This is a genomic window from Streptomyces sp. NPDC037290 (genome assembly GCF_055603245.1).
In genome coordinates this window covers 269,381-292,386 of record NZ_JBVJVZ010000001.1, presented here as the reverse complement: position 1 = coordinate 292,386, position 23,006 = coordinate 269,381, and the positions used below count along the sequence as shown (strand labels likewise).

20 protein-coding genes and 1 pseudogene are annotated in these 23,006 nt (G+C 70.3%); 9 read left to right on the top strand and 12 right to left on the bottom strand.

The genetic code is table 11. The features are described 5' to 3' along the window. Positions 1 to 3 precede the first annotated feature (3 nt). Entirely contained in the window at positions 4 to 2,625 is a 2,622-nt protein-coding gene (locus tag ACZ7HQ_RS01340) for an amino acid permease (RefSeq protein WP_470983150.1), read from the bottom strand. Between the two features lie 285 nt (positions 2,626 to 2,910). Here ACZ7HQ_RS01340 and ACZ7HQ_RS01335 point away from each other — a divergent pair, with 285 nt between their 5' ends. The 3 genes from ACZ7HQ_RS01335 (at position 2,911) to ACZ7HQ_RS01325 (ending at position 6,472) form a co-directional block, all read left to right on the top strand. Then, the gene (locus tag ACZ7HQ_RS01335; RefSeq protein WP_470983147.1) at positions 2,911 to 3,906 is read left to right on the top strand and encodes a DUF1259 domain-containing protein; all 996 of its coding nucleotides are present in this window, start codon (positions 2,911 to 2,913) and stop codon (positions 3,904 to 3,906) included. Further along, entirely contained in the window at positions 3,903 to 5,108 is a 1,206-nt protein-coding gene (locus tag ACZ7HQ_RS01330; protein ID WP_470983145.1) for a cytochrome P450, read from the top strand. Before ACZ7HQ_RS01335 ends, ACZ7HQ_RS01330 begins: the two co-directional genes overlap by 4 nt. A 389-nt stretch (positions 5,109 to 5,497) precedes the next feature. Further along, entirely contained in the window at positions 5,498 to 6,472 is a 975-nt protein-coding gene (locus ACZ7HQ_RS01325; RefSeq protein WP_470983142.1) for an alpha/beta hydrolase, read from the top strand. Between the two features lie 40 nt (positions 6,473 to 6,512). On the opposite strand, the gene ACZ7HQ_RS01320 is transcribed toward ACZ7HQ_RS01325, so the two are convergent. After that, complete coding sequence (locus tag ACZ7HQ_RS01320; protein ID WP_470983139.1) at positions 6,513 to 7,706, bottom strand: CapA family protein; 1,194 nt, start codon at positions 7,704 to 7,706, stop codon at positions 6,513 to 6,515. Positions 7,707 to 7,921: 215 nt separating this feature from the next. Here ACZ7HQ_RS01320 and ACZ7HQ_RS01315 point away from each other — a divergent pair, with 215 nt between their 5' ends. From ACZ7HQ_RS01315 to ACZ7HQ_RS01305, 3 genes are read left to right on the top strand one after another with little or no spacing between them, the layout of a single operon-like run. Next, the gene (locus ACZ7HQ_RS01315; RefSeq protein WP_200420786.1) at positions 7,922 to 8,149 is read left to right on the top strand and encodes a ferredoxin; all 228 of its coding nucleotides are present in this window, start codon (positions 7,922 to 7,924) and stop codon (positions 8,147 to 8,149) included. Then, complete coding sequence (locus tag ACZ7HQ_RS01310) at positions 8,139 to 9,533, top strand: NAD(P)/FAD-dependent oxidoreductase (RefSeq protein ID WP_470983135.1); 1,395 nt, start codon at positions 8,139 to 8,141, stop codon at positions 9,531 to 9,533. Before ACZ7HQ_RS01315 ends, ACZ7HQ_RS01310 begins: the two co-directional genes overlap by 11 nt. 39 nt (positions 9,534 to 9,572) lie before the next feature. After that, entirely contained in the window at positions 9,573 to 10,781 is a 1,209-nt protein-coding gene (locus tag ACZ7HQ_RS01305) for a cytochrome P450 (RefSeq protein WP_470983133.1), read from the top strand. Between the two features lie 140 nt (positions 10,782 to 10,921). Here the strand turns inward: ACZ7HQ_RS01305 and ACZ7HQ_RS01300 are convergent, their stop codons facing one another. The 3 genes from ACZ7HQ_RS01300 to ACZ7HQ_RS01290 form a co-directional block, all read right to left on the bottom strand. Next, positions 10,922 to 11,551 carry a sensor histidine kinase gene (locus tag ACZ7HQ_RS01300; protein WP_470983131.1) on the bottom strand — a complete coding sequence of 210 codons (630 nt, stop codon included), beginning with the start codon at positions 11,549 to 11,551 and terminating at the stop codon, positions 10,922 to 10,924. Positions 11,552 to 11,713: 162 nt separating this feature from the next. After that, the gene (locus tag ACZ7HQ_RS01295; protein ID WP_470983128.1) at positions 11,714 to 12,133 is read right to left on the bottom strand and encodes a MarR family winged helix-turn-helix transcriptional regulator; all 420 of its coding nucleotides are present in this window, start codon (positions 12,131 to 12,133) and stop codon (positions 11,714 to 11,716) included. A 119-nt stretch (positions 12,134 to 12,252) separates the two neighbouring features. Then, positions 12,253 to 13,134, bottom strand: coding sequence for an NmrA/HSCARG family protein (locus ACZ7HQ_RS01290; protein WP_470983126.1), 882 nt, complete (start codon positions 13,132 to 13,134; stop codon positions 12,253 to 12,255). Between the two features lie 153 nt (positions 13,135 to 13,287). On the opposite strand from ACZ7HQ_RS01290, the pseudogene ACZ7HQ_RS01285 reads away from it, so the two are divergent. Next, positions 13,288 to 13,427 (top strand): annotated as a pseudogene (locus ACZ7HQ_RS01285) (MarR family transcriptional regulator); the annotation flags it as partial. A 429-nt stretch (positions 13,428 to 13,856) separates the two neighbouring features. Here ACZ7HQ_RS01285 and ACZ7HQ_RS01280 read toward each other — a convergent pair. After that, on the bottom strand, positions 13,857 to 14,135 hold the full coding sequence (locus ACZ7HQ_RS01280; RefSeq protein WP_470985140.1) for an IS110 family transposase: 279 nt from the start codon (positions 14,133 to 14,135) through the stop codon (positions 13,857 to 13,859). Positions 14,136 to 14,859: 724 nt separating this feature from the next. Between ACZ7HQ_RS01280 and ACZ7HQ_RS01275 the strand changes: the two genes are divergently transcribed. Together ACZ7HQ_RS01275 and ACZ7HQ_RS01270 are read left to right on the top strand one after the other, a co-directional pair. Continuing rightward, positions 14,860 to 15,903, top strand: coding sequence for a helix-turn-helix transcriptional regulator (locus ACZ7HQ_RS01275; RefSeq protein WP_470983123.1), 1,044 nt, complete (start codon positions 14,860 to 14,862; stop codon positions 15,901 to 15,903). A 190-nt stretch (positions 15,904 to 16,093) separates the two neighbouring features. Beyond that, entirely contained in the window at positions 16,094 to 16,657 is a 564-nt protein-coding gene (locus tag ACZ7HQ_RS01270) for a hypothetical protein (protein ID WP_470983121.1), read from the top strand. A gap of 140 nt (positions 16,658 to 16,797) precedes the next feature. Here the strand turns inward: ACZ7HQ_RS01270 and ACZ7HQ_RS01265 are convergent, their stop codons facing one another. Genes ACZ7HQ_RS01265 through ACZ7HQ_RS01240 form a run of 6 tightly spaced genes read right to left on the bottom strand, consistent with a single transcriptional unit; the run spans position 16,798 to position 23,006 of the window. Continuing rightward, the gene (locus tag ACZ7HQ_RS01265; protein ID WP_470983119.1) at positions 16,798 to 17,751 is read right to left on the bottom strand and encodes a JmjC domain-containing protein; all 954 of its coding nucleotides are present in this window, start codon (positions 17,749 to 17,751) and stop codon (positions 16,798 to 16,800) included. 42 nt (positions 17,752 to 17,793) lie between these two features. Beyond that, a complete protein-coding gene (locus ACZ7HQ_RS01260; protein WP_470983113.1) occupies positions 17,794 to 18,588 on the bottom strand; it encodes an ABC transporter permease in 795 nt (264 codons plus the stop codon). Further along, positions 18,575 to 19,336 (bottom strand): hypothetical protein, encoded by a 762-nt coding sequence (locus ACZ7HQ_RS01255; protein WP_470983110.1) that lies wholly within the window; start codon positions 19,334 to 19,336, stop codon positions 18,575 to 18,577. Before ACZ7HQ_RS01255 ends, ACZ7HQ_RS01260 begins: the two co-directional genes overlap by 14 nt. Then, positions 19,333 to 20,328, bottom strand: coding sequence for an ABC transporter ATP-binding protein (locus tag ACZ7HQ_RS01250; protein ID WP_470983107.1), 996 nt, complete (start codon positions 20,326 to 20,328; stop codon positions 19,333 to 19,335). Before ACZ7HQ_RS01250 ends, ACZ7HQ_RS01255 begins: the two co-directional genes overlap by 4 nt. Positions 20,329 to 20,361: 33 nt before the next feature. Next, complete coding sequence (locus tag ACZ7HQ_RS01245; RefSeq protein WP_470983104.1) at positions 20,362 to 21,993, bottom strand: B12-binding domain-containing radical SAM protein; 1,632 nt, start codon at positions 21,991 to 21,993, stop codon at positions 20,362 to 20,364. Positions 21,994 to 22,001: 8 nt separating this feature from the next. Then, positions 22,002 to 23,006, bottom strand: a complete 1,005-nt coding sequence (locus tag ACZ7HQ_RS01240; protein ID WP_470983102.1) for an asparaginase — start codon at positions 23,004 to 23,006, stop codon at positions 22,002 to 22,004.

Here is a 23,006-nt window from a genome sequence, read left to right as displayed (position 1 = left end):
CGGTCACGGCAGGTCCTGCTCGGTCCAGATCGTCTTGCCGGTGGGGGTGTAGCGGGTGCCCCAGTGGTGGGTCATCTGGGCGATGATGAACAGGCCCCGGCCCCCCTCGTCGTCGTTCGCCGCGTGCCGCAGATTGGGCGAGGTGTGGCCGGTGTCGGAGACCTCGCAGGTCAGGGTCCGGTCGCGGATGACACGGACCTGGATCGGACCGCCGACGTAACGGATGGCGTTGGTGACCAGTTCGCTGACGATGAGCTCGGTGGCGAACGCCAGGTCGCCCAGCCCCCAGTCGCCGAGCTGCTTGCTGACGGCGGTGCGGATCGTGGCCACCGCGGCCGGGTCCGGGAGCAGCGCCCATTCGGCGAACTGGTTCCGGTCGAGCCGCCGGGTGCGGACCACGAGCAGCGTCGCGTCCACGTCCACCGGGCCGGGCAGCAGGGTGCTCACCGCCCGGTCGCACAACGCGTCCAAGGACCCGTCCGCGCCGGCGAGGATGTGGCAGAGCTGCGCGAGCCCGGCGTCAAGGTCGTCGGCCGCCTGCAGGAGGCCGCCCGTGAAGAGGGCGACGAGGCTGCCCGGCGCCAGCTCCAGGTCCGTGCTCTGGTAGGGCGGCCCACCGATGCCCAGCGGAGGTCCGGGCGGCAGCTCCGGGCGGTCGACGACGCCCGTGCACGGGTCGACGACCGCCAGCACCGACATGCCGGCCCGTGCGAGGCTGCACTCGCCCGAGACGGGGTCGTACACCGCGTACAGGCAGCTCACGCCCATGGCCGCGTCGGCCTGCTGCCTCCGATGGCCCGGCCCGTGGTCGATCCCGCTCTCCTCGGCGGTCTGGTCGAGCAGGTCGTCCAGGCGGGACAGCAGTTCGTCCGGGGCCAGGTCCAGCCGGGCCAGGACGCGCACACCCGTGCGCAGGCGCCCCATGGTGGCGGCGGCACGCAGGCCGTGCCCGAGCACGTCCCCGACGACCAGGCCGACCCGGGTGCCGGACAGGGGGATGACGTCGTACCAGTCGCCGCCGACCCCGGACCCGCTGTCGGCGGGCAGATAGCGGCTCGCCGAGTCGACGGCGGCATGCCGAGGCAGGCGGCGTGGAAGCAGGCCCCGCTGGAGTTTGAGGGCCACGCCGTGACCCCGGGTGACCACCGGCATCAGCAGCAGACCGATCAGCAGCGCGCCCAGGCCCAGGACGGTGACCCCGCCCGTCCTGCCGATCAGCGGCAGGTCCACGGTGGTCGTGCCGTACCTGGGGTCCGCGTAGACGACGAAGGTGGCGTAGAGGAACAGCAGGGCCATGATCAGCCCGCCGAGCCCGGGCAGGACACCCTTGAAGACCAGGTCCTTGGCGCTGCGGCGGAGGATCTTGCGGTGGTACCAGACGCAGGCGAAGCCGGTCACCCCGTACTGGAAGGCGATCGCGAGACCGACCGAGTCGATCGAGTCGGCCAGGACGTTCTGGCTGAACGACGCCAGCAGGAGGAACACGATGATCGCGGCCGCTCCCATGCCGAGGGTCCCCCAGGTCGGCGTGAGGAACCTGCGGTGGACCCGGGCGAACCGGGAGGGGACCGCCTTGTGGACCGCCATGGAGAAGACGGTCCTGGCCAGGGGCAGGATGGTGGTCTCGGCGGAGGCCAGCGCGGAGGTCAGCACCATCAGGATCAGCAGTCGCGACAGCAGCAGCCCCGTGCCCTGGCTGCCGAACACGGCCTCGCCCAGTCCGGAGAGCACGTCGTCGGCGTTGTGCGTGTTGCCGAGCCCGATGCCCGAGCTGCCGACTCCGGCGAACGACTGTGCCGAGGTGGACACCAGTGCGTACATGACCAGGAGCAGCACGGTGGACAGGACGGCGGCGCGTCCGGGGATGCGCGTGCTGTCGACGGTCTCCTCGTTGACCGAGAAGGCGGTGTCCCAGCCCCAGTAGATGAAGACGCCGGCGAGGACGCCCGAGGTCAGGGCCGTCGTCGAGGGCACCGCGAAGGGGTTGAACCAGGAGGCGGACACATGGATCGCGGTCGGCGGCGGGTCGGTGTAGACCCTGGCCAGCGCGGCGACGGCGAAAACGATCAGCATCGCCACTTCCAGGCAGAGCAGCCAGCGCTGGACGGCCGCCGAGACCTCGATGCCGACGTAACAGATCGCGGTCAGCACGATGATCCAGACGACGCCCGCCAGGGTGGTCCACAGGCGGTTCTGGGCCAGGTCGTCCAGGCCCACCAGCCGGAAGCCGTAGGCAGCGGCGATCGCGGCCAGGTTCGCCATGACGATGATGTTGGCGACGATGAGGCCCCAGCCGCCCATCCAGCCGGTGCGCGGCCCGAAGGCGCGGGTGGCCCAGGTGAAGGTGGTCCCGCAGTCGGCGTTGCTGGCGTTGAGCTCCCGGAAGGCGTACGCGACCAGCAGCATCGGGATGAACGCCAGCATCGTGACGATCGGCGCCTGCAGTCCGACCCCGGCCACGATGATGCCCAGCGTGGCGGCCAGGCTGTAGGCCGGGCCGGTGGAGGCCAGGCCCATGGCCACCGAGGAGAACATGCCCAGGGCGTCGCTCCTGAGCCCCTTCCGTCCGGCCGCCGTTCCCGGAGCGGGGCGGTCGACGGACCCGGCGCCGCCAAAGTGCCTCACACTTGATTCCAACGCCGGGGCGCCGGCCTCCGCAACAGCGCGGGCCCGGCGGGTGGCGGGGAACACGCACTCCGGGATCAACGGCACGCCCCGGGGCCCCCGTCCGATGCGTCTCGCCGCCCGGTGCCGCAGCCGGGCCGCAGTCGCGGCGGTCCAAGGGCGGCAGTCGCTCGCACTCATGGTCACGATCGTCACAAGTCCGTTAGGCCACCTGCGGGAGGTCACTGCGTCGATCACCGGGCGATGCGCGTTGCGATGTTTCGATCATGTCAGGAGGCATATGACATGGTTGACGAGCGACAGCAGGACACCCGATCCCGACCGACCCCGTCCCGGCGCCGTCTGCTGGCCGCGGCCACCCTCGCGCCTGTGCTCACCGGCGTGCCGGACCGGGCCCACGCCCTGTCCGGCGGGCGGGACGCCCTGGTGGAACCGGTGATGACCAAGCAGGCGGACTGGGCAGATGTGGGCGAGGTGCTCGGCCGGCCCGGTGACATGCGGCGCTTCATGTACCACACGGGCCTGCCGCGCCGGGACCTCACGGTCCTCTCCCGTGGCGTACGGATCGATCCCGCGCTCGCCCTGGGCACCCACCTGTCCTTCGTCCGGTACGCGGACCACAGCACGCTCCTGATGGGCGACGTCGTGGTCACCGAACGCGAGCTGCAGACCTTCTGCGACGTCCTGCAGGAACACGGGATCATGCAGACGGCCATCCACAAGCACCTGCTCGCCCACGAACCGGACATCTGGTGGGTGCACGTGCACGCCCACGGTCACGATCCGGTCGCTGTCGCCCGGGGTCTGCGCGCCGCGTTCAGGTGCACCGGTACCCCACCTGCCGAAGCCACCACGTCGTCGCCGACGGTCGACCTGGACACCACCGCCATCGACGCCGCGATGGGCGTCAGGGGCGCCGCTGACGGTGAGATCTACAAGTGCACCTATGTCCGCCGTGAGACGGTCGCCGACGGCCATCTGGTCCTGCCTCCGGGACTGGGCGCCACCACCTCCGTCAACTTCCAGCCCCTCGGCGGCGGAAGGGCCGCCCTCAGCGGTGACCTGGTCATGATCGCCAACGAAGTGCAACCCGTCCTCACGGCCCTGCGGCGCGGTGGCGTCGAACTCGTCGAGGTGCACCACCACAACCTGAACGACGAGCCGCGCCTGTTCTTCGTCCACTACTGGGCCGTCGGCGATGCCGTCAGGCTCGCCGAAGCCGTTCGCAGGGCCGTGGACATCACCAACGTCGTACCCATGCCTGGAGGAGCCGGCCAATGACCACGGACAACGAGACACCCACCTGCCCGTTCGACTTCAGCGAAGCCCTGGAATTCGATCCCGCGCTCGAGGAACTGATGCAGCGCGGCTCTCCCGCGCGCATCCGGCTCCCCTACGGCGACGCGGACGCCTGGCTGATCACCGGCTTCGACTCCGTCAAACAGGTCACCACCGACCAGCGGTTCAGCAGGGCGGGCATCATCGGGCGCGACTACCCGCGGATGACGCCGGAGCCCATCGTCTCGCCGGAATCGATCAACGTGATGGACCCGCCGCACAGCAGCCGCGTCCGTCACCTGGCCTCACAGGCCTTCACACAGCAACAGGTCGACAGTATGCGGCCCCGGATCATGCAGCTCGCGGACCGCCTGCTGGACGACATGGAGAAGCAAGGACCGCCGGCGGACGTGGTCCAGCACCTTTCCAACACCCTCCCCCAGCACGCCGTCCTGGAACTCCTCGGCATCGAACGGGAGGAATGGCCCTGGATCGAGGAGTCCGTGAACCAACTGCTCGTCGTCGGCTCGGACAACAAGGAGGCCGCCACGAGGGCCAAGGCCGATCTGACGGCCTACTTCGCGAAACTCGCCGGACAGCGCCGGGTCTCCCCCGGTCCCGACCTCATCAGCGCGATGGCCGCGGCGCGGGAGGGCGAGGAACAGCTCGACGACAAGGAACTGGCGGTCATGACGCTGACGCTGGCGCTCAGCGGCCAGGACACGGCAACCTGCCAGATCAGCAACATCACCTACCTGCTCCTGACACGTCCCGAGCTGATGCAGCACCTCCGGCACCGGCCGGAGACCCTGCCCGACGTCCTGCACGAAATGCTCCGCTGCATCCCGTTCCGCAAGGGGGTCGGAATCCCCCGGGTGGCTCTCGAGGACGTGGAACTGGACGGCGCGCGCATCCGGGCGGGCGACTTCGTCCATGTGTCCTACCTGACGGCCAACCGCGACCCGGAGCGCTACCCGAACCCGCACGTCATCGACCCTGACCGCGAGAGCGCTCCGCATATGACCTTCGGCTGGGGCGGACACCGGTGCATCGCGATGCCCCTGGCCATGGCAGAGCTCGAAGTGGCCATCGGGCGGCTCGTGGAGAGGTTCCCCGGTCTGCGGCTCGCGGTGGCGCCGGAGGACGTGCGGTGGGACACGAAGACGATCAGGCGCTTCCCCCTCGAGTTGCCGGTGGCCTGGTAGAACGGCGCACATCGCGGCGCGCGGAGGGAGGGTGCACCGGCCCACCCGGGCCGATGGGCACGGCAGGCAGCGACGCACTGGGCCGGCGGGGTCGACGGCAGGCGGGACGGGAACTCGCGCACGCCACCACCCCGCCGGCCCCGCCCGTCCCGGAGCCTGAACGCAGCCGCCGCAGGCGCGTTCTCCCCGGCGCGTCCCGAACCGCCCCGCCGGTGTTCCGAGTCGAGGGCCGCGAGGCGCGCGACTACGATGGCGGTACCGCCCCATCGAGGGCATGACCAGGGGCTCGGGCCAGAGCCCAGGCGTGCGGCAGCGCCGGCGCCCTCAGGACGGGACGACGCTCCCGCCTGTCTTCACCATGCTTCTCAGCCCCGCCAGGGAGCACTGTCATGGCCGATCAATTTCCCTCGCTCATCCTGGAGCGCCCGGCGCAGGAACTGGCCGACGCGACCAGGAACCACCCGTTCCTGTACGAGCTGAAGCCGACGGAAGCGCGCAAGGTCCTCGACGACCTGCAGGCCGCGCCGATCGACAAACCGCCGGTCTCCGAGGAGTGGATCACCGTACCGGCCTCCGTGGGCGACGTGCGGGTGCGCATCGTCCGGCCGGAGGGCGCCGCCGGAACACTGCCCGTCATCCTGTACATGCACGGCGGCGGCTGGGTACTGGGCAATGCCGCCACCCATGACCGGCTGGTGAGGGAGCTGGCGGTCGGTACGCAGGCAGCGGTGGTCTTCGTCGAGTACACCCCCTCGCCGGAGGCCCACTACCCCGTGGCCATCGAGCAGGGCTACGCCACCGCGCAGTGGATCACACGCGAGGGAGCCTCCAAGGGCCTGGACGCCCGGCGCATGGCGGTGGCCGGCGACTCGGTCGGCGGGAACATGACGGCCGCGCTCGCCCTGCTGGCCAAGGAGCGCGGTGACGTCACCTTCGTACAGCAGTCTATGTACTACCCGGTCACGGACGCGGCCATGGACACCAGGTCCTACGACCAGTTCGACACCGGCTACTACCTCAGCCGCAAGGCGATGGAGTGGTTCTGGGACGCCTACACCACCGACCCGAAGCAGCGCGCGGAGATCACCGCCTCTCCCAACAACGCCACCACCGAGCAACTCACCGGCCTGCCGCCGGCCCTGCTGATCGTCGACGAGGCCGACGTGCTGCGCGACGAGGGCGAGGCGTACGCCGCCAAGCTGCGGGCCGCCGGCGTCCCGGTCACCACGGTGCGCTACGACGGCACCGTGCACGACTTCATGATGATCAACTCGCTCAGCCAGTCCAAGGCCACCCGAGCAGCCGTCGACCAGGCCGTCGCGCTCCTGCGCGACGCCCTCGGAACCGGCCGCCGCGACATCTGACCGCATCGGTACGGGCCTTGCTCGCGCCGGAAACGCCCGGCTACGGGCGCTGGATCGTCCCGTCCGCCGAGATCCGGGCGGCGTGCGGACCGAAGTCCTCCTCCGACACGTCGTCGACGAGGTCGATCCCGTCGCCGCCCGGTTCCGGTGTGCCCGGCGCCACCATCCGGGTCGGGTGCAGGCGCCCGGACAGGTAGGTGCCGTCGGCGCGGAGGGTGACCTGCAGCACACCGCTGGTGGAGAGTGTGCCGCCTAGGCCGAGGACCTTGTAGCCGGAGAAGTTGCCCAGGCTGTAGGCGATCAGCCGGCCCTTGTAGAACTCCATTCCCCGCATCACGTGCGGACCGCTGCCCACGACGAGGTCGGCGCCGGCGTCGATCACCGCGCGGCTGAAGCGGTAGCAGTCGCCACGGTTCTCGCCGAGGAAGTACTCGGTGCCGGGCTCCACATGGGTGCGGTCCGAGCCTTCCGCGCCTGCGTGCATGGTGACGATCACGACGTCCGCCAACTTCGCGGCGCGCGCGGTGAGTCGCCTCGCGGCGGGGATGTCCGTGAGATCGTTGGCCCCTTGGTCGGGAGCGAACCCGAGCAGTGCGACCCGGATGCCGTTGACCCGCTGGACGGTGATCTGTCCCAGGCGGCCGGTGAACGGCAGGTTCACCGAGCGCAGGGCGGCGAACGTCTGGCGCCGCCCCTCCGCCCCGAAGTCGTCGATGTGGTTGTTGGCCACGTTCATCACCGTGAACCCGGCCTTCTTGAGCCAGTGGCTGTACGACGGAGGGACGTGGAACGCGAAGCAGTGCGGGCTGTCGCCGTCGCACTTGCTGGAGCCGCCGGTGGTGAGTGTTCCCTCCAGGTTCCCGAGCACCACGTCGCCGACGAGCAGGTCGTCGACGGGATCGAAGAACGAAGCGCCGTCGTCCGGCGGCAGGTCGTCCGGCAGTGAGCCCATCACGACGTCCCCCACGGCGGCGATCCGTACGGTGCCGGTGGGGCGCGGCGCCGCCGGCGCCCCGGACGTCGTGGTCCTCGTCGTCCGCAGCCGGGCGGAGCCGGCGGACGCCGCCTCCTCGGATCCGCCGCGGAAGACGAACACCGCGGCGAACACGGCGACGACCGCCGCGACGGCCACCGCACCGGTCCCGAGCAGACCGAGGGCGAACGAGCGGTGCCGGTGCACGGCCTTCTGCCCCTCGCGCCGCCGCCGGGCACGCCGTCTGCCAGACCTGATCATCGGCTCATACTACGAAATAGACACCCATTCTTCGCGGAGATCAGTCACCGGCGTGTTCCGTTTCTCCCGGTTTGCGAGCCCCGTCGGAGGAGTCGATCCTGAAGATGAGGCATGCCGTCCGATCGTGTGGACCGAGCACAAGGGCCGCGGAGCTCGCGGCGAAGGCCGCTGACGCGCCCAGGGGGACCGCGGCCCGAGCAGGGAGCGGGTACCAGATGAGGCTTGTCGTCGATCTCAACCGGTGCCAGGGATTCGCCCAGTGCGTCTTTCTCGCCCCGGACGTCTTCTCCCTCCACGGGGAAGAGGCGCTGCTGTTCTCCCCTCGCTTCGACGAGGCGCAACGTGACCGGGTGGAGAAGGCCGCTGCCGCCTGTCCGGTCCAGGCCATCCTCGTGGACTACTCCGACGAGCCGACGAGGCGGGTAGAGCCCCATGTCGGCTGACACGGACGTCCAGGTCCTGCGGCGCCAGGGCCGCATCGTCGTCGTCGGCGCCTCGCTGGCCGGTCTGCGCGCGGCGGAGACCCTGCGCGAGCAGGGCTTCACCGGATCGCTGACCATGATCGGCGACGAGCCGTACGAGCCCTACGACCGGCCGCCGTTGTCCAAGCAGGCCTTGCTCGGGCGGGCACGGCCCGAGGACACCGCGCTGCCGCGGCGGCGCGACATCGACGCCGAATGGTGTCTGGGCGTCGCCGCCGAGAGCCTCGACCGGGACGCCAAGCAGGTGCGCCTGACGAACGGCGACACCGTCCCCTACGACCGTCTGCTGATCACCACCGGGACCAGAGCGCGGCCCTGGTTCCACCCGGAAGAGGCCGCGCTGGACGGGGTGTTCGTGCTGCGCACCCGCGACGACTCCGCCCGCCTGCGCCGGAAGCTGACCGGGGGCGTGTCCCGGGTGCTGGTGATCGGCGCCGGTTTCACGGGCTCGGAGGTCGCCTCCGCCTGCCGGGAACTGGGCCTTCAGGTCACTGTCGCCGAGCGCGGCCCGGCCCCGCTGGTGGGCGCGCTCGGTGGAGTGATCGGCGCGGTCGCGGACCGGCTGCAGCGCGAGCACGGAGTCGACCTGCGCTGCGGCGTCAGCGTCACCGCGCTGGAGGGCGACGATGTGGGACGGCTCAGGCGCGCCCACCTGTCCGACGGTTCGGCGATCGACGTGGACGTGGCGGTCGTCTCGCTCGGTGCCCTGCGGAACACGGAATGGCTCGCCGGTTCGGGCGTGGCCGCGGGTCCCCGGGGGATCGCGTGCGACGCCGGGTGCCGGGTGTTCGACGTCAACGGCATCGTCACCGACGACATCTACGCCGCGGGTGACGTGGCCCGCAGCCCCCATCCGCTGTTCGACTACCAGTTCCTGGCGCTGGAACACTGGGGCAACGCGGTCGAACAGGCCGAGATCGCGGCCCACAACATGATCTGTGCGGGTCCGGACCGCCGTCCGCACCTGTGGCTGCCGATGTTCTGGTCCACCCAGTTCGGCGTGAACATCAAGTCGGTGGGTGTGCCCTCGCTGGGCGACCAACTGGTCATCGCCCAGGGGACGCTGACGGAGGCGCGGTTCGTCGCGGTGTACGGGTACCGCGGCCGCGTCATCGCCGCGGCGTCCTTCGACGGAGCCAAGTGGCTGGGGTTCTACGAGCAGCAGATCGCGTCCGGCGCGCCGTTCCCGCCGGAGTACCGCACGGTCGACCGCCGGACCGAGACGCTGGAGCCGGTCGACCCGGTCTTCCCCGATCCCCATCTGCCCACCCACGGGGCCACGGTCACGCTGACGGGTCACTCGCCGAGCGAGCGGCGCGTCGCGTTCGTTCCGGCGCATGCCTGATCACCGGCCCTGCACCGCCCGGAGCACTCAGGAGACACCATGACGTCCGGCACCCTCGTCGCGCAGATCACCGACTACGCCCATCGGGCCGATCCGTACCCGCTCTACGCGGAACTGCGCAAGCAACCGGTCAGGCGGGAGGACGACGGCACCTACCTGGTCAGCACCTACTACGAGGTGCGCAGGCTCGCCAACGACCCGCGGCTGAGCAACGACACGAGCAACCGCCCGTCCGGCTACGCCCGCGTCGGGCAGCCGGACCCGGACACCGGTCTGCCGCCCAGCTTCATCTTCACCGACCCACCCGTGCACGACCGGCTGCGCGACACCATCAACCGGCCGTTCGGCCCCCCGCACAGCCCCAGGTTCCTCGACGGCCTGCGCGGAGAGCTGGCCCAGGTCGTCACCGAACTGCTCGACGCCTTCGAAGGCAAGGAACAGGTCGACATCGTCGAGGACTTCTCCTACCCCCTTCCCGTCACCGCCATCTGCAAGGTCCTCGGCGTCCCGCGCGAGGACGAACCGCGCTTCCACGTCTGGGCCGACGCCCTGGCGTCGTCACTCGATCCCCAGGCCGGCGGCGCCGACGGCCAGGAAAAGGCACAGCGGGCACGCCAGGACATGGGCGCCTACCTGACCGACCTGATCGAGACCAAACGCCGCCACCCCGGCCCCGGGATGCTCAGCGCGCTCGCCCCCGCCATGACCCCGGCGGACCTGGAAGCCACCGCCGTGCTGCTCCTGGTCGCCGGCCACGAGACCACCGTCAACGCGATCACCAACACGACCCTCACCCTGCTGCGCCACCCCGACGTCCTCGACCGCTTCCAGAAGGACCCGGACCTGGCCGTCCCGCTCATCGAGGAAGTGCTGCGCTACGAGCCCCCGGTCCAGTTCGTCCCGTGGACCACCGCCCTGGCCGACATCGACGTCGCCGGCACCACCATCCCCGAGGGCTCCCCGGTCTGGCTCATGCTGGCCGCGGCCAACCGCGACCCCAAACGCTTCAAGGACCCCGACCGGTTCGACCCCGACCGCGGGGACAACGAGCACCTGGGCTTCTACACCGGCATCCACTACTGCTTCGGCGCCCCCCTCGCCCGGATAGAACTCCATGTGGCCGTACCCGAACTGTTCCGCCGGGTCAGGTTCTCCGGCCTGCTCGAGGACCCCCCGCCGTACCGCGCCAACGCCGTACTGCGCGGCCCCCGCCACCTTCCCGTGGCGATCGAGGGGATCACGGCCTGAAGCGTGCGCGTCCCGCACGCGTCTCGTCGCCGCCGCCCCAGAAGCAACTCGACGGGGATGTGGGTGTCCGACCGGGGGCAAGGAGCCATGCACACGCGCACCACGCTCGCAGGCCGATGCGCGGGAGCCCGTCGCGCCGGTCAGCAGGGCAGACGAAGGGCGACAGCCGCTCCCCGGCCCACGTTGTCGGCGTGGACGGTGCCTCCATGCGCCGTGGCCACCGCCTGCACGAATGCGAGGCCCAGGCCGGACCCGTCGCCGGTGCGGCTGGCCTCGGCGCGGGCAAAGCGGTCGAACGCCCGCGGCAGGAACTCCGGCGGGAAGCCGGGTCCTTCGTCCGTGACGCTCACCAGCAGCATGTCCTCCTCGATCGATGCCGTGAGGCGGACGGTCCCGTGTCCGTGCCGCAGGGCGTTGCCGACGAGGTTGCCGATGGCAGGTCGCAGCCACCGGGCATCGACGTCCACGGTCACGCGGGCGGTGTCGACGGACAGCGCGCGCCCGGCCCGCTCCGCGGTACGCCGGTGCGGGACGACGGCGGCGTCGAGAAGGTCGGCGAGGGGCACGGATGCGCGGGTGATGTGACCCGTGCTGCCGAGTTCCTCCAGCTCCAGCAGTGCGTTGGAGAGGTCGATCAGTCGCTGGACCTTGGCGTCCACGGAGCGCAGCGTCTCGGGCAGCATCACAGCATCCAACCGGGGGTCGCGGGCGGCGGCGAGCCCTGAGAGCCCGTCGTAGAGGCCCTCGGCCGTGTGTCCGGACTCGGTCAAGTAGCGGACGACCAGAACTCGCCGTCAGCGGCCACTGACCACCGCCGTCGTACTCGGCGCCGTCCGTGCGGGGTTCATCCGTCAGCGGGATGGCGCCATACGGTGGTGAGGGCCGGACCGCGGTTCTTGGAGATCATCGGTGCCCGCTGAGTGGCGTCATGTTCAATGGCCGGCGCTTGTCGCCATTTCGAGGTTGTGGCTCATGCGTTCCAGGACACGGACGGCTGTGCGGTACTCCTTTGGGGAAATGCCGGCCGTGCACAGTTCGCGGAACGCGTCGACGCGCGCGGCCACGTCGGTCAGGCGCCGGCGGCCACCGGGCGTGAGGGTGAGCAGCCCCGGTGCGGGGCGGATTGCCCAGTCGTCGGCGACAGCGGTGTCGATGGCTTCGGCCAGCGTGGCGGTGTCGGCGTTGGCGGAGAGGGTCGACAGGACTTCGGTGTCGGCGGTCTCGGGGGTGTCGTGGATGACGTTAAGGACCTGCCAGGTGATGCGCGTGAGCCCGAACTCCGCCAGCATGCCGTTCATGTAGCGGGTGAGGGCCTTGTCGGTGCGGTTCAGCCAGTAGCCGATCGGTTTCATGAGTGTGCTCTTTCGGTAGCGGACCGGTTGGTCCGGTGCCGTCCCGGCGGGGGCGCTGGTCTGTGGCACGCCTGCGGAGGGCGGCGGGCGCAACTGGTCCCGGGCGCAGGCGGCGGACGTCACTGATGCGCAGACGCCGTGGCCAGGAGGGCGGGCCAGTCCTGGGTGACCGCCCAGTCGGTGAAGCTGTGCCAGCCGACCTCGGGGTAGTCGCGGTGCAGCCCGGTGACGTCGACGTCGAGGCCGGCGGTGGTGAAGTACTCGAACATGGCTGCCAGGTCGGCCGATCGGGTCCGGACGTGGGCGAGGGGTACTTCCTGGTGGGTGACCGGCAGACCAATGGCGGTCGCGAGGATCTCCGCCATCTGGCCGGGGGTGCGCTCGTCGGAGGCGATGTCGATGCGGTGACCGGTGAACTCGTCACGGCGCTGGAGGACCAGCGCGGCGAAGGCGCCGATGTCGGCTGCGGGGATGAGCGTGAGGGGCTGGTGGGCGGGCATGGGCCAGGCGAAGGTGCCCTCGCGCAGCCCGTCGAGCGTCCAGCCGGTGGCGTAGTTGTCCATGAACGCGGCCGGGGCGATCACCGTCCAGGGCACCCCCGCTGCACGCAGGTGCTGCTCGACCAGGTGTTTGCTCTCGTAATGCGGGACGCCGGTGCCCCGGTCGGCGTGGGCGGCGGAGGTGAACACGACGTGGCCGAGACGGGCCTGTGCCGCGGCATCGGCGAGGGCTTTGCCCTGGCGGACTTCGGTGGCGGTGTCGGTGGCGAACGGGGTGGTGACCGCGAAGAGTGAGTCCGCTCCCGCGAGGGCGGTCTCCAGCGAGGGGCGGTCGTCGAAGTCGGCACGGAGTACCTGGGCACCGAGGCCGCGCAGGGCGTCGGCGGCGGGTGAGGCGGGCTGGCGGGTGAGCGCGCGCACTTGGTGGCCGGCTGCGAGCAGGGCGCGGGCGGTGGCCCCGCCCTGGGCTCCGGTGGCTCCGGTGACGGCAACGGTGAGCATGATTCTCCAGGGAGTATGGTCGCTGCGTGACGCATTAACTGCGCCACGCAGGAGACTACTCGGAATTCACTGCGCCGCGCAGCAATTTGAAAGTGTGACCCAGATGACAGACTCCCGTCGGGCCCGGCCGTACGAGGAGTTGTCGAGGGAGTCCCGTTCAACCAGGCCACCGCCGACCATCTCGGACTGCACCCCACCGACGTGCAGTGCCTGAGCCTGCTGACAGCAGCACCGGGGCCGCTCACGGTCAGGCGGTCGCCGACATGACGGGCCTGACCACGGGCTCGGCCACGGCCAGACCTGGCAGGAACTTCTCGACGACCACACCGAGGACAAACTCGGGGTGAGCACCCGGCACATACGACGGGCACACGGCCTCAGCCGCGCCCGGATGCAACGCCTGCGGTCCCGGCCCGAGCCGGACTGAGCCTGCCGGGTTCGCGGCGACACTTGGATCGGAAAGCAGGACGCCCGCCCCAAACATGGGTACGGATACTCAGTCGTCGCGGCTTCTCGCATGGCGTCGGACAAGTGCGGGTTCGCCGTTGCAGTCGCGGTCTTGTGATCCGCGGAGTACTCAAGCTTCAGATCCGCGGTTTCACCCTGGCCGGCGCCGAAGGTGTAGTACGCGCTGCGCGCGTTGCCGGTGAACACGAAGCCCGTGGGCGTGGTGAACTTGATGGGGACGGATCCAGGGTTGACCGGTCGGGAATCCCTGGCCATCAGCGCGACATGTCGGTGAGGACCCTCCGCAGCCGGGTGAGGTCCCGCAGCTGCCGCACCGGCTTCGGGGGCACGAAGCTCGGGCGCAGCATGCCGCGTTCGGCCAGCTTCGCCAGCCAGATCGCATCCGGCTTGTCCGTCTTGGGGCGGCCCGGGACGTTCTTCACGTCGCGGGCGTTGACCAGCCGGCAGCACAGCCCGTGAGCCTCGAGGACGTAGAAGAACGGCTTCCAAAAGACGCCGGTGGCCTCCATTTCATCGTGGCCTTCACCGGCCAGGTGCGCTGCACCCGCCGGTCCGGGCTCTTCTCACCCGGCAGCCGGGTACACACCATCGCCGAGGCCTTGGCGATGTCGATCGCCGCCACCCGCGTCACCAGCTCGGTGCGCGCATCGAGCACCGCCTCGGCCCGCTCGTCATCCATCGGGACTCCCTCCACGACCACAGCCGAGCAGGTACCGGCCACGGGGCCGCGCAAGGGGAACGCCGAAGGCCAGAGGGCGTGCTCGAAGCGACAGGACACAGCCCCTGACCGCGGCCCGAAAACAGACTGGAATTGCGGCCTGAACGGCCAAGTAACGTCGGCTTCGACGCGGGCGGCACCTGCCTGGACATTTCCGCGCCGACCAGGCGGCGCGGCAACGAGCCAGAATCACTGGATTGGCCGGCACGTCCGGCAGCCGCCGCCCCAAGAGCTGTCTTCCGTGTGGCCGTCGGCGACGACTCGGTGTGTCGCGGAGGGGCCCTGGTGGGTAGCCGGGGCTGGGGCGATGGTGAGGGCCAGTGCGGCACAGGCGAGGGCAGCGAGACTGAAGCGGCGCAGAACCATTGTTAAGCTCCCTTACGTGGCGTGGGGGTCGCGTCGCCTGGCTCCCAGCAGGGAGATTCCCGGAACGTGACTCAATGGCCCCAGCCTGTCGGCTCGGCGAAGTCGTCGCCATGTGGGACAAGCCTCACCAAGCTGCCTGGCATCAAGGTGAGCCGGACTCAAAAGGGGACACAGTGCACGATTCCTCCGGCGATGTGCCGCCCGGACAACTCGGGGAGCACGAGACCGCGCTATACGGCTGGGTGTTGGACCGGCGGAGCGTGGAAGTGGAGCGTGCCGCCGAGCACCTGGGACTACCGTACGGGTCGGTGGCCGCTGCCCTGGCGAATCTCAGGGCACTGCGTCTGGTCATTCCCGACGACAGCGCCCCCTTTGGAGCCAGGGCAGTTGACCCGGATGTGGCCAAGGCCGCTCTGGCCAGGCCGCTTCGGGAGTCGATCCGTAGTCAGCAGGACCAGCTGGAGTTGCTGGAGCAGGGATTCGGCGCTCTGCGTGACCGCTTCCTACGGCGCTGTGACCACAAGGAGTCCTCCGCCGTAGAGACCATAGGCAGCCTGGAGGAGGTACGAGCGGCCCTCAACCGTGCCTCCGCCGCATGTGTGACGGAGATGCTGACCAGCCAGCCCGGCGGGAACCGTGTGCCGGAGGCCATGCAGGAGGCCTTGGGTCGCGACATGGCCATGCTTGAGCGCGGAGTGCGTATCCGTACGTTGTACCACCACACGGCGCGGTTCAACGGTCCTAGCCAGGCCTACGTCGCCGCCGCCGGGGCGCACGGGGCTGAGTACCGCACCGCGCATGAGTTGTTCGGCCGCATCATCGTCTTCGACCGGGAAGTGGCTTTCATTCCTGACCACCGCGGGACGTGGGGAGCGGTGGTGATCCGGGAACCGACCATAGTGGCCTACCTGTGCGAGGTCTTCGAGCAGACCTGGACCCATGCCACGCCTTTCTCCGACGCCTGGCAGGACGGTTTGGAACAGGTCGCCAAAGACTTGGACCAGACGATAGTGCGTTTACTGGCGGCCGGACTGAAGGACGAGGCCATCGCACGGCGTCTCGGGATGTCCCTGCGCACCACGCGGCGGCACATCGCTGACATCATGGAAGCACTCGGCGCTGAAAGCCGTTTCCAGGCGGGGGCGTTGGCGGCACAGGCCGGACTGATCGCGGCCGACGCCGGGCCTCGTCCGCAAGCGGAGGGGGCCGCTGGCTGACGGTCCGCCGTACCGCCCATGTCGTCGGTGCCGCGAGTCCGTGACTGGTCCGCGCGCGGGACCGCGCACCACACTTGAGACCTACGGATTCTTGTGGCGTGGCGACATGCCGTCGTCCCCGGCTTCGAACGTGCCTCTGCCTGCCGTGGTATCGGGGGTGGCTCGGGGCAGCATGGGCGGAAGGGGCACGATGACCGGCGATCCTGGCGCGGAGGCACAGGACTTGGGACTCGAGGGCTTCGTGAGGGAAGTCGCATTGTCCGTCTCCGTCCATCGCGACCGCAGCCCCGCAATGGTGTGGCCTGAACACGAACCCGTGGCCCTGCTGAGGAGGCTCGCCCTTCTTGCCACGGCTCGTCTGGAACCGCTGTCCGGGCCCTGGTGGAATGTGTTGCCGGCCGGTCCCGAAGCCGCTCCGCTGGCCGACCGGCTCCAAGCCGTGCTCGGTCGTGCCGTCCGCGCCGACTACGCCTCGGGTCCGTTCTGGCGGGACAGCGGCGCGCTGCACAAGGGCGCTGAGGCACTGCTTTTCCCATTACGCGGTAGCTTCGACTGCACTGTCCTCGCACCAAGTACGCGCGCCGGTGAAGCCCCGGCTCTTTCGACGGCTCCGCTGCACCTGCGTGTGCGCACCGCCGAAGTCCTGTACCTCCCGGCGCGGTCGGGCCTGTCTGTCTCCGGTGGCGCCGCCGCCTCTGTGCTGCTGGTGCTGAGCTTGTCGGAAGCCGGCTCCGACTGCCGCGCCGCACGGTGACCACGGCTGGCCCTCGAGTCGCCGCTCGGGGCGGAGCCGGAAGGCGCTGCTGTCCGACGCCGGCCCATCCGAATGCCTGGCTCTGGGACGGGCAGGCGGCCGCTGGTGCGAGGCACGCTCCGGTGACCTGTTGGGACGGGTCAGCTCCTCTCACTGGCAAGGTGCCGGGCCAGTGTCACCAGACCGGGATCGGGATGTGCCGCCGCGCTCTCTTTTCGTAGGCCTTGCTGGGCGGAGGCGACCAGCGCTTCCGGGGTGATCCGGCTCAACTCGGCGGTCATATGGCTGATGAGGGCACGAGCCTGAGCGATCAATGCCGCGTCGTCGAGCGGACGCGGCGGCGGGCGGTGTCCCGCCGAGAGCAGGCGTAGCAGTTCCCTGTGGAGATGCGAGCCGCCGATCTCGCGAACGGTGAGCGACAGATGGGCGGACAGGCCGAGCGAACCTGTGGCGCAGTGTGCGAAACCCCTTGGGATGTACAGCACTTCGCCGGTGTGCAGGGTCGGTGAGAGCAGCGCCGGCCCTGCGCTGGCGATTGGCCCGGGGTGCCAGTTGCCGTCGGCGGGCCCTGGGTGAATCTGCCAGTGCTTGCTGCCGTTGACCTGGAACACGAACACGTCCGCGTCGTCACGGTGGATGCGTAGCCCTTGTCGGCCGGGCGGGGTGGCGAAGAAGAAGGCCTCCACCTTGCGGTCGAGGTCACGGCCGAGGCGGCTGGCCAGTTCTGCGGTGGCGCCGTGCCACTGGTCGATGTGCCGCAGGAGTAGCGTGGCCCCGTCTCGGAGCAGCTCCGACACCTTCGTCGCGTCGGCGAAGCCGCTGTGCACCGTCTGGTTGACGGTGCGTGGGGTGCAGTAGGCGTCCTCGGGGATCATCCGGTCCGGGCATGCCATCTCCACGTAGGGAGTGCGCAGCAGGCCCTCCCGGAGCACCGTGTCCACATCGTCGAGGGTCAGGGGCGGGCAAAGCGATACCGACGGTCGGAAGACGCCCGGTCGCTGGCGCCAGAAGGACGTCAGAAACGTTTGGGTGTCGCCGACCCACCGGGCCAGTTCGGGCGAGGGCGCTATGTGCTCGGTCGCGGTGATCGTCACGTAGGACTCCTGTTGTTTCGTCGTCTCAAGGCCGTGGGGGTGTCAGAGCAGGAAGTCCCGTCCGGTCCGTCTGGAGCGCCGCTCCTGCAACCGCAGACCCACGACCGCGAGCACGCACCACACCGCGCCGACGAGCGCCTCGCCGGACGCGGTGGCGAGCACCGGAGCCCCGGCGTGCAGGGCACGCAGCGCGGCGATCCCGTGCGACAGCGGCAGCACGGCACCGGCCGCGGCCCGCACACCGCCGCCCCGCAGGGGCGAGAGCACCCCGCTGAGCGCGAGGACCAGGTAGGTGGCCAGGTTGGTCAGGAAGACGTCAGCCCGGCCGTTCATTGCGAGGACGGCGACTGCGAGACCGAATGCGCTGCTGCTGAGGGTCATCAGAGCGTACAGCGGCAGGGCGGCGGGCAGCTCGTGCAGCATCCGTCCGTCTGCGGCCACCAGGGCGGCGACGGGGGCGGCGACCAGCGCCGTCGTCAGGCCCTCCGCCGCGTACACCGCCCAGCGAGCTGCTACCAGCACCGGCAGGGGGAGCGTTGTCATCCGCAGCCGGTGGAGCGTGCCCTGTACTCGCTCGTTGACGAGCACGTCGGGGGCCTTGTTCACGGTGGCGGTGACCGTCGCGAACGCCGAGGCGCCGAGGCCGGCTGCCGTCGCGCCGGCCGGGCCAGCGACGGCTCGACCGAGCATGGTGAGCAAGAGAACCTGCAGGACGGTGCGTGGCACAACGGCGGCGAGCAGCACTGCGGGCGGATACTCCACCAGGTACTCGCGCGCGCCGATGCGGACCGTCCGGGCGAACGCGCTCGCGAGCGCCGAGAGGTCAGAAGATCTCAAGGGTGCCCTCCTCGCGGGCGCGGTGCAGAACGCGGACGAAGGCCAGGCGTGCCGCGACGGTGTAGCAGAGGCCCGTCGCCAGCAGGCCCGCCCAGGCCGCCCGGTTCACCGGTCCGCTCATCGCACCCGCCAGCAGCACATGAGCCCAGTGCAGGCTCAGCGTGTCGGCCAGCGGGCGCAGTGGGGCGGGCAGCATGCTCAGCGGCACGAGCAGGCCGCCCAGCAGGACGATCGGGTACAGCAGGGTCTCGGCGATCCTGATCGCCGACCGGGTGAGCAGGAACAGGCAGGAGACCAGGAGGCCGAGAGGCAGTGTGCTGACCAGTCCGGCGGCCAGCGCGGCGGTGAAGACCGCGGGCCGCCGTATGGTGAGCGGATGCCCCTCGACGGCCGAGGTCGCCATGATCGAGAGCGCCGTCACACTTGCCGACAGCGCCACGCATGCCACCGACTTGCCGATCAGCACCGGGCCGAGACCGGCCGGGCGGGAGCAGATGGAGGGCAGGGTGCCCGACCAGAACTCGCGGCGCAGCACCATGCCGGCCTGCCACAGTGTGACGGTCCAGACCGCGAGCAGGCTGCTGCCAAGCACGATGGCCTGGGGTGCGACCCCGCCGGGACGGTCGGCTGAAAGCGTGATGGAGACATACGTTGCGGGCTGGACGGCGGCGGCGATGAGCACCGACAGCCAGGAGGTGCCGCGCAGTTGCATCCGGAAGGAGGCCCAGGCGACTCGGAGGCCCGTCATACGACCCTCCGTGTGCCGTCGGAGAGTTCGTCGAAGATCTGCTGCAGGCTGGAGGGGGTGACCCGGACGTCCGAGAGGTGTCCCTCGGGCCAGGCGCCTGCGAGCGTGCGCAGGGATTCGGGTGTCCAGTTGCGCACGCGCAGGACCATCGTCCATCCCGAGGCGGTGGATTCGACCTTGTCGACCCACGCCTGGTCGGCGACGTCGCGCGGTGGCACGGCCGGTGGGCGGCCCCGTCCGTTCAAGGTGACCACGGCGGCGCTGGTCGCCCGTTCCAGGAGCCGGGGCAGCGGCAGGTCGTGCAGGACACGTCCCTGGTGCAGGACCACGACACGCTCGGCGAGTTGCTCGATGTCATGGAGATAGTGGCTGGTGAGGACGATCGCCGTGCCTTCGTCGCGCATCCGGGCCACCGCGGCGCGAATGTTCTGTGCCTCCGCCGGGTCCAGGCCGACGGTGGGTTCGTCGAGCAGGAGCAGGTCGGGACGGGTCACCATGCCGATGGCCAGGTGCAGCCGCTGCCGCATGCCCTTGGAGTACGTTTCCACCGGGCGGGCGGCGGCCTCGGCGAGACCGACCGACTCCAGGGCCTGGTCCTGGCGCCTGGCGAGGTCCCGGCCGCGGACACCCGTAAGCATCGCGAAGAAGCGCAGGTTGTCGTGGGCGGACAGCCGCAGGTACAGGCCGCGTTCGCCGCCCAGTACGACGGAGAGGCGTTGCTGAGCCGCGCGCGGGTTGCGGGCGACGTCGTGGCCGCAGACCCGGACGGTCCCGCCGGTCGGCAGCAGCAGAGTGGAGATGATCTTCAACAGAGTTGTCTTTCCGGCGCCGTTGAGGCCGAGCAGGCCCAGCAGCTCGCCGGGGCGGACGCTGAAGGAGACCCCGTTCAGTGCCTGTATCCGGCCGGTGCGCGAGGGGAAGTTCCGGGTGACCTCGCACACCTGAAGGACGCTGCCGTCGCAGGGTGGGAGCGGTTCGGCGGTGGGAGTCATGTCGTACGGATTCCTCGGGTCGAGAGGGGGCCGTCAGGCGGCGGTCGCGAAGAGGGAGAAGCGGGTGCTCGCCCGGCGGGTGTCCTGCACCAGCGTGGTGACGTCCGCGCGGCCGACGTCGAGCGCCGGGTCGTCGAGCCGTCGCAGCAGATGGCGGTAGTAGTCGCTCACGACCCCCACCTGCTCCGGTGTCCGGCCGGCGGTCAGCCCCTCCCACACGTGCTCCCGGAAGTAGAAGCGGGCGTCCACCACGGCCTGCAGCCGGTTGAGGTCGGCCTTGCTGATGCGCTCGCAGACGGTTGGCAGTCCCACCGGTGACGCCAGCCCGTACTTCTCCACGTTCGGAACCAGCCGCAGCATCCGGCCCCGGCGCACCACCTCGTCCCCGTAGTGGCCGGCCTTCTTCGCCCGCACGAACTCCACTGTCGCCGGGTCCGGTGACAGGATGGTGCAGCTCATTGCGTACAACGGCAGGTCGAGGAACTGCTCCATCTCGTGGACGACCTTCTCCACAGTGTGCTGGGGCGCACCGATGATGAAACCGGTGACGCAGTCGACGCCCGCTTCGGCGAGCGCGCTGATGGCCGAGCGGTTCTGCTCCACCGTCACCTGTTTGTTGTAGTAGTCGAGCACGGCCTGATCCATGGACTCCAGACCCACGAACGCCCTGCGGCAGCCGGCCGCGGCCATTCGGCGGGCCCGGTCCGCGCTCATCCCGTCCACCCGGAGATAGCAGAACCAGGGAAGGCCCAGCTCGCCCATGACCTCGACGAGCTCGTCGAACTCCGGGTGCTGGGTGAGGTCGTCGTCGTGGAACTCGACGCTGTCGCAGCCGGTGGTGCGGACCAGGTCGTCGAGGTCGTCGCGGATCAGCCGCACCGGCCGGGCCACCGTGCGCCCGTGGATGAGGTAGGTGGAGCAGAAGGTGCAGCGCCCCCGGCAGCTCTGGGTGCAGATGTACAACTGGGGCCGGTCCCCGAGCATGCGCGTGAAGTTCGTGGCGTACACCGGCGACTCGGTGACCTGTCGGGGCAGTAGGTCGTAGGCGAAGGCAGGGCCCTCGGTCTCCTGCAGTGAACGGTCGAAGCACGGGGGCGAGACCACCTGCCGGTCCTCGGTGCGATAGTGCAGCCCCCGGGTGCCGGCGCCCTGCTCGAACGCGGGTGTGCCGAAGGTCGACAGGACGTGGAGGAGGGCCGGCGTGCCCTCGCCGCGGACCGTCATGTGGACGTTGTCGATGTCCGGCGCGACCGACGCATGGGCGCCGCCCACCATGATCAGGTACCGGTCGGCGGCGAAGGAGCCCAGGAAGGCCTCCAGCCGGTCGATCGTTCCGGTGTAGGAACTGGCCGCGACGACCGGTCGTGCGCTGCCCTCCAGCCAGTCGGTGACCGCCTCGCGGAAGGCCACCTCGTGGGGATGGGCATCCTCGTCGAAGTACCGTACCTCGACCGGGGGTATGCGGCTCTCGGCGGTCGCCGTACGGACTGCCTGGGCCAGGTTCAGCAGGCCGAGCGCGGGAAAGTGGGCCTTGAAGAAGGAGTCCTCCAGCCCGCGGCTCAACCCGACGGAACGGAAACTGCGGTGGATGAAGGCGATGCGGGTTCCGGCTTCGGGGTCGGGTGCGAAGTGTCCGCCGTCGAGCAGGGTTTCAAGTGTGTACATGGCCACCTTCAGGTGTTCTCCGGGAAGTCGGGCACAGGTGAATGAGGGGAACGGGGCCCCGCACGCCGATGGTGTGGCAGGAAGACGGCGGCCCGGACCTCGTCTGCTTCCGTCTCACCACCCGGTAGCGGGGACCTGCACACGGCTTCGGCCTCGAAGGCGGCTGCGCCCAGGCGGCGCAGCACCGCGGCGACCACCGGCCCCACGGCCCGGCGCGCGCCGTCCTCCACCGACAGCGCGAGTGTGCGGCCATCTGGAAGCGCCACGCACTGCACGCCCTCGGCTCCCGCTTTGGACAGCAGCCCGGGCACGGCCTCCATCAGCCGGGTGTCGAACCCTTGCGCGCCCGCGACGAACCGCGGATGCGCGAGCATGGCCGCAGCCACCTCAGCGGCGGGGGTGCCTGCGGGGGCGGTGGCAAGGCGCTGGAAGCCGCGGGCGAGGCCGAGCAGACTGAAGGCCAGGACCGGAACCCGGCAGCCGTCCACACCGAGGTGGGCGGCCCGTTCCCCGATCAGGTCCTCCACGGCGGCACGCACGCGCAGCTGCACCGGATGCCCGGGATGGTGATAGCCCTCAGTCTCCCAGCCTTCGGCCACGCAGACCGCGAGCATCGCGGCATGCTGACCCGAGCAGTTCATGAGAACGGGCCGGGCGCGGCCCCCTTGACGCAGATAGGGCTCGGGTGGCCAAGGCAGAGCCGCGGGCGTGCCGAGGGAGGACTCCTCCAGCCCCGCGGTCCGCAGGATCGCCCGTACCGCGGCGACATGGTAGGGCTGGCCTTCGTGGCTTCCCGCAGTGATCGCCAGCGTCTCGCCGGTGAGCGGGACGGCGGGGTGCACCAGCGCTGTGGCCTGGAGCGGCTTGGCCGACGACCGCGGGAAGACCGGTCGCCGAACGTCGCCGGCCTGCAGGATGGGCGAGCCGTCCGCGTCCAGGATGACCAGAGCGCCACGATGCCGGGACTCGACGAACCCGCTGCGGACCGCTTCGGCGATGACGGGGCTGTCCAT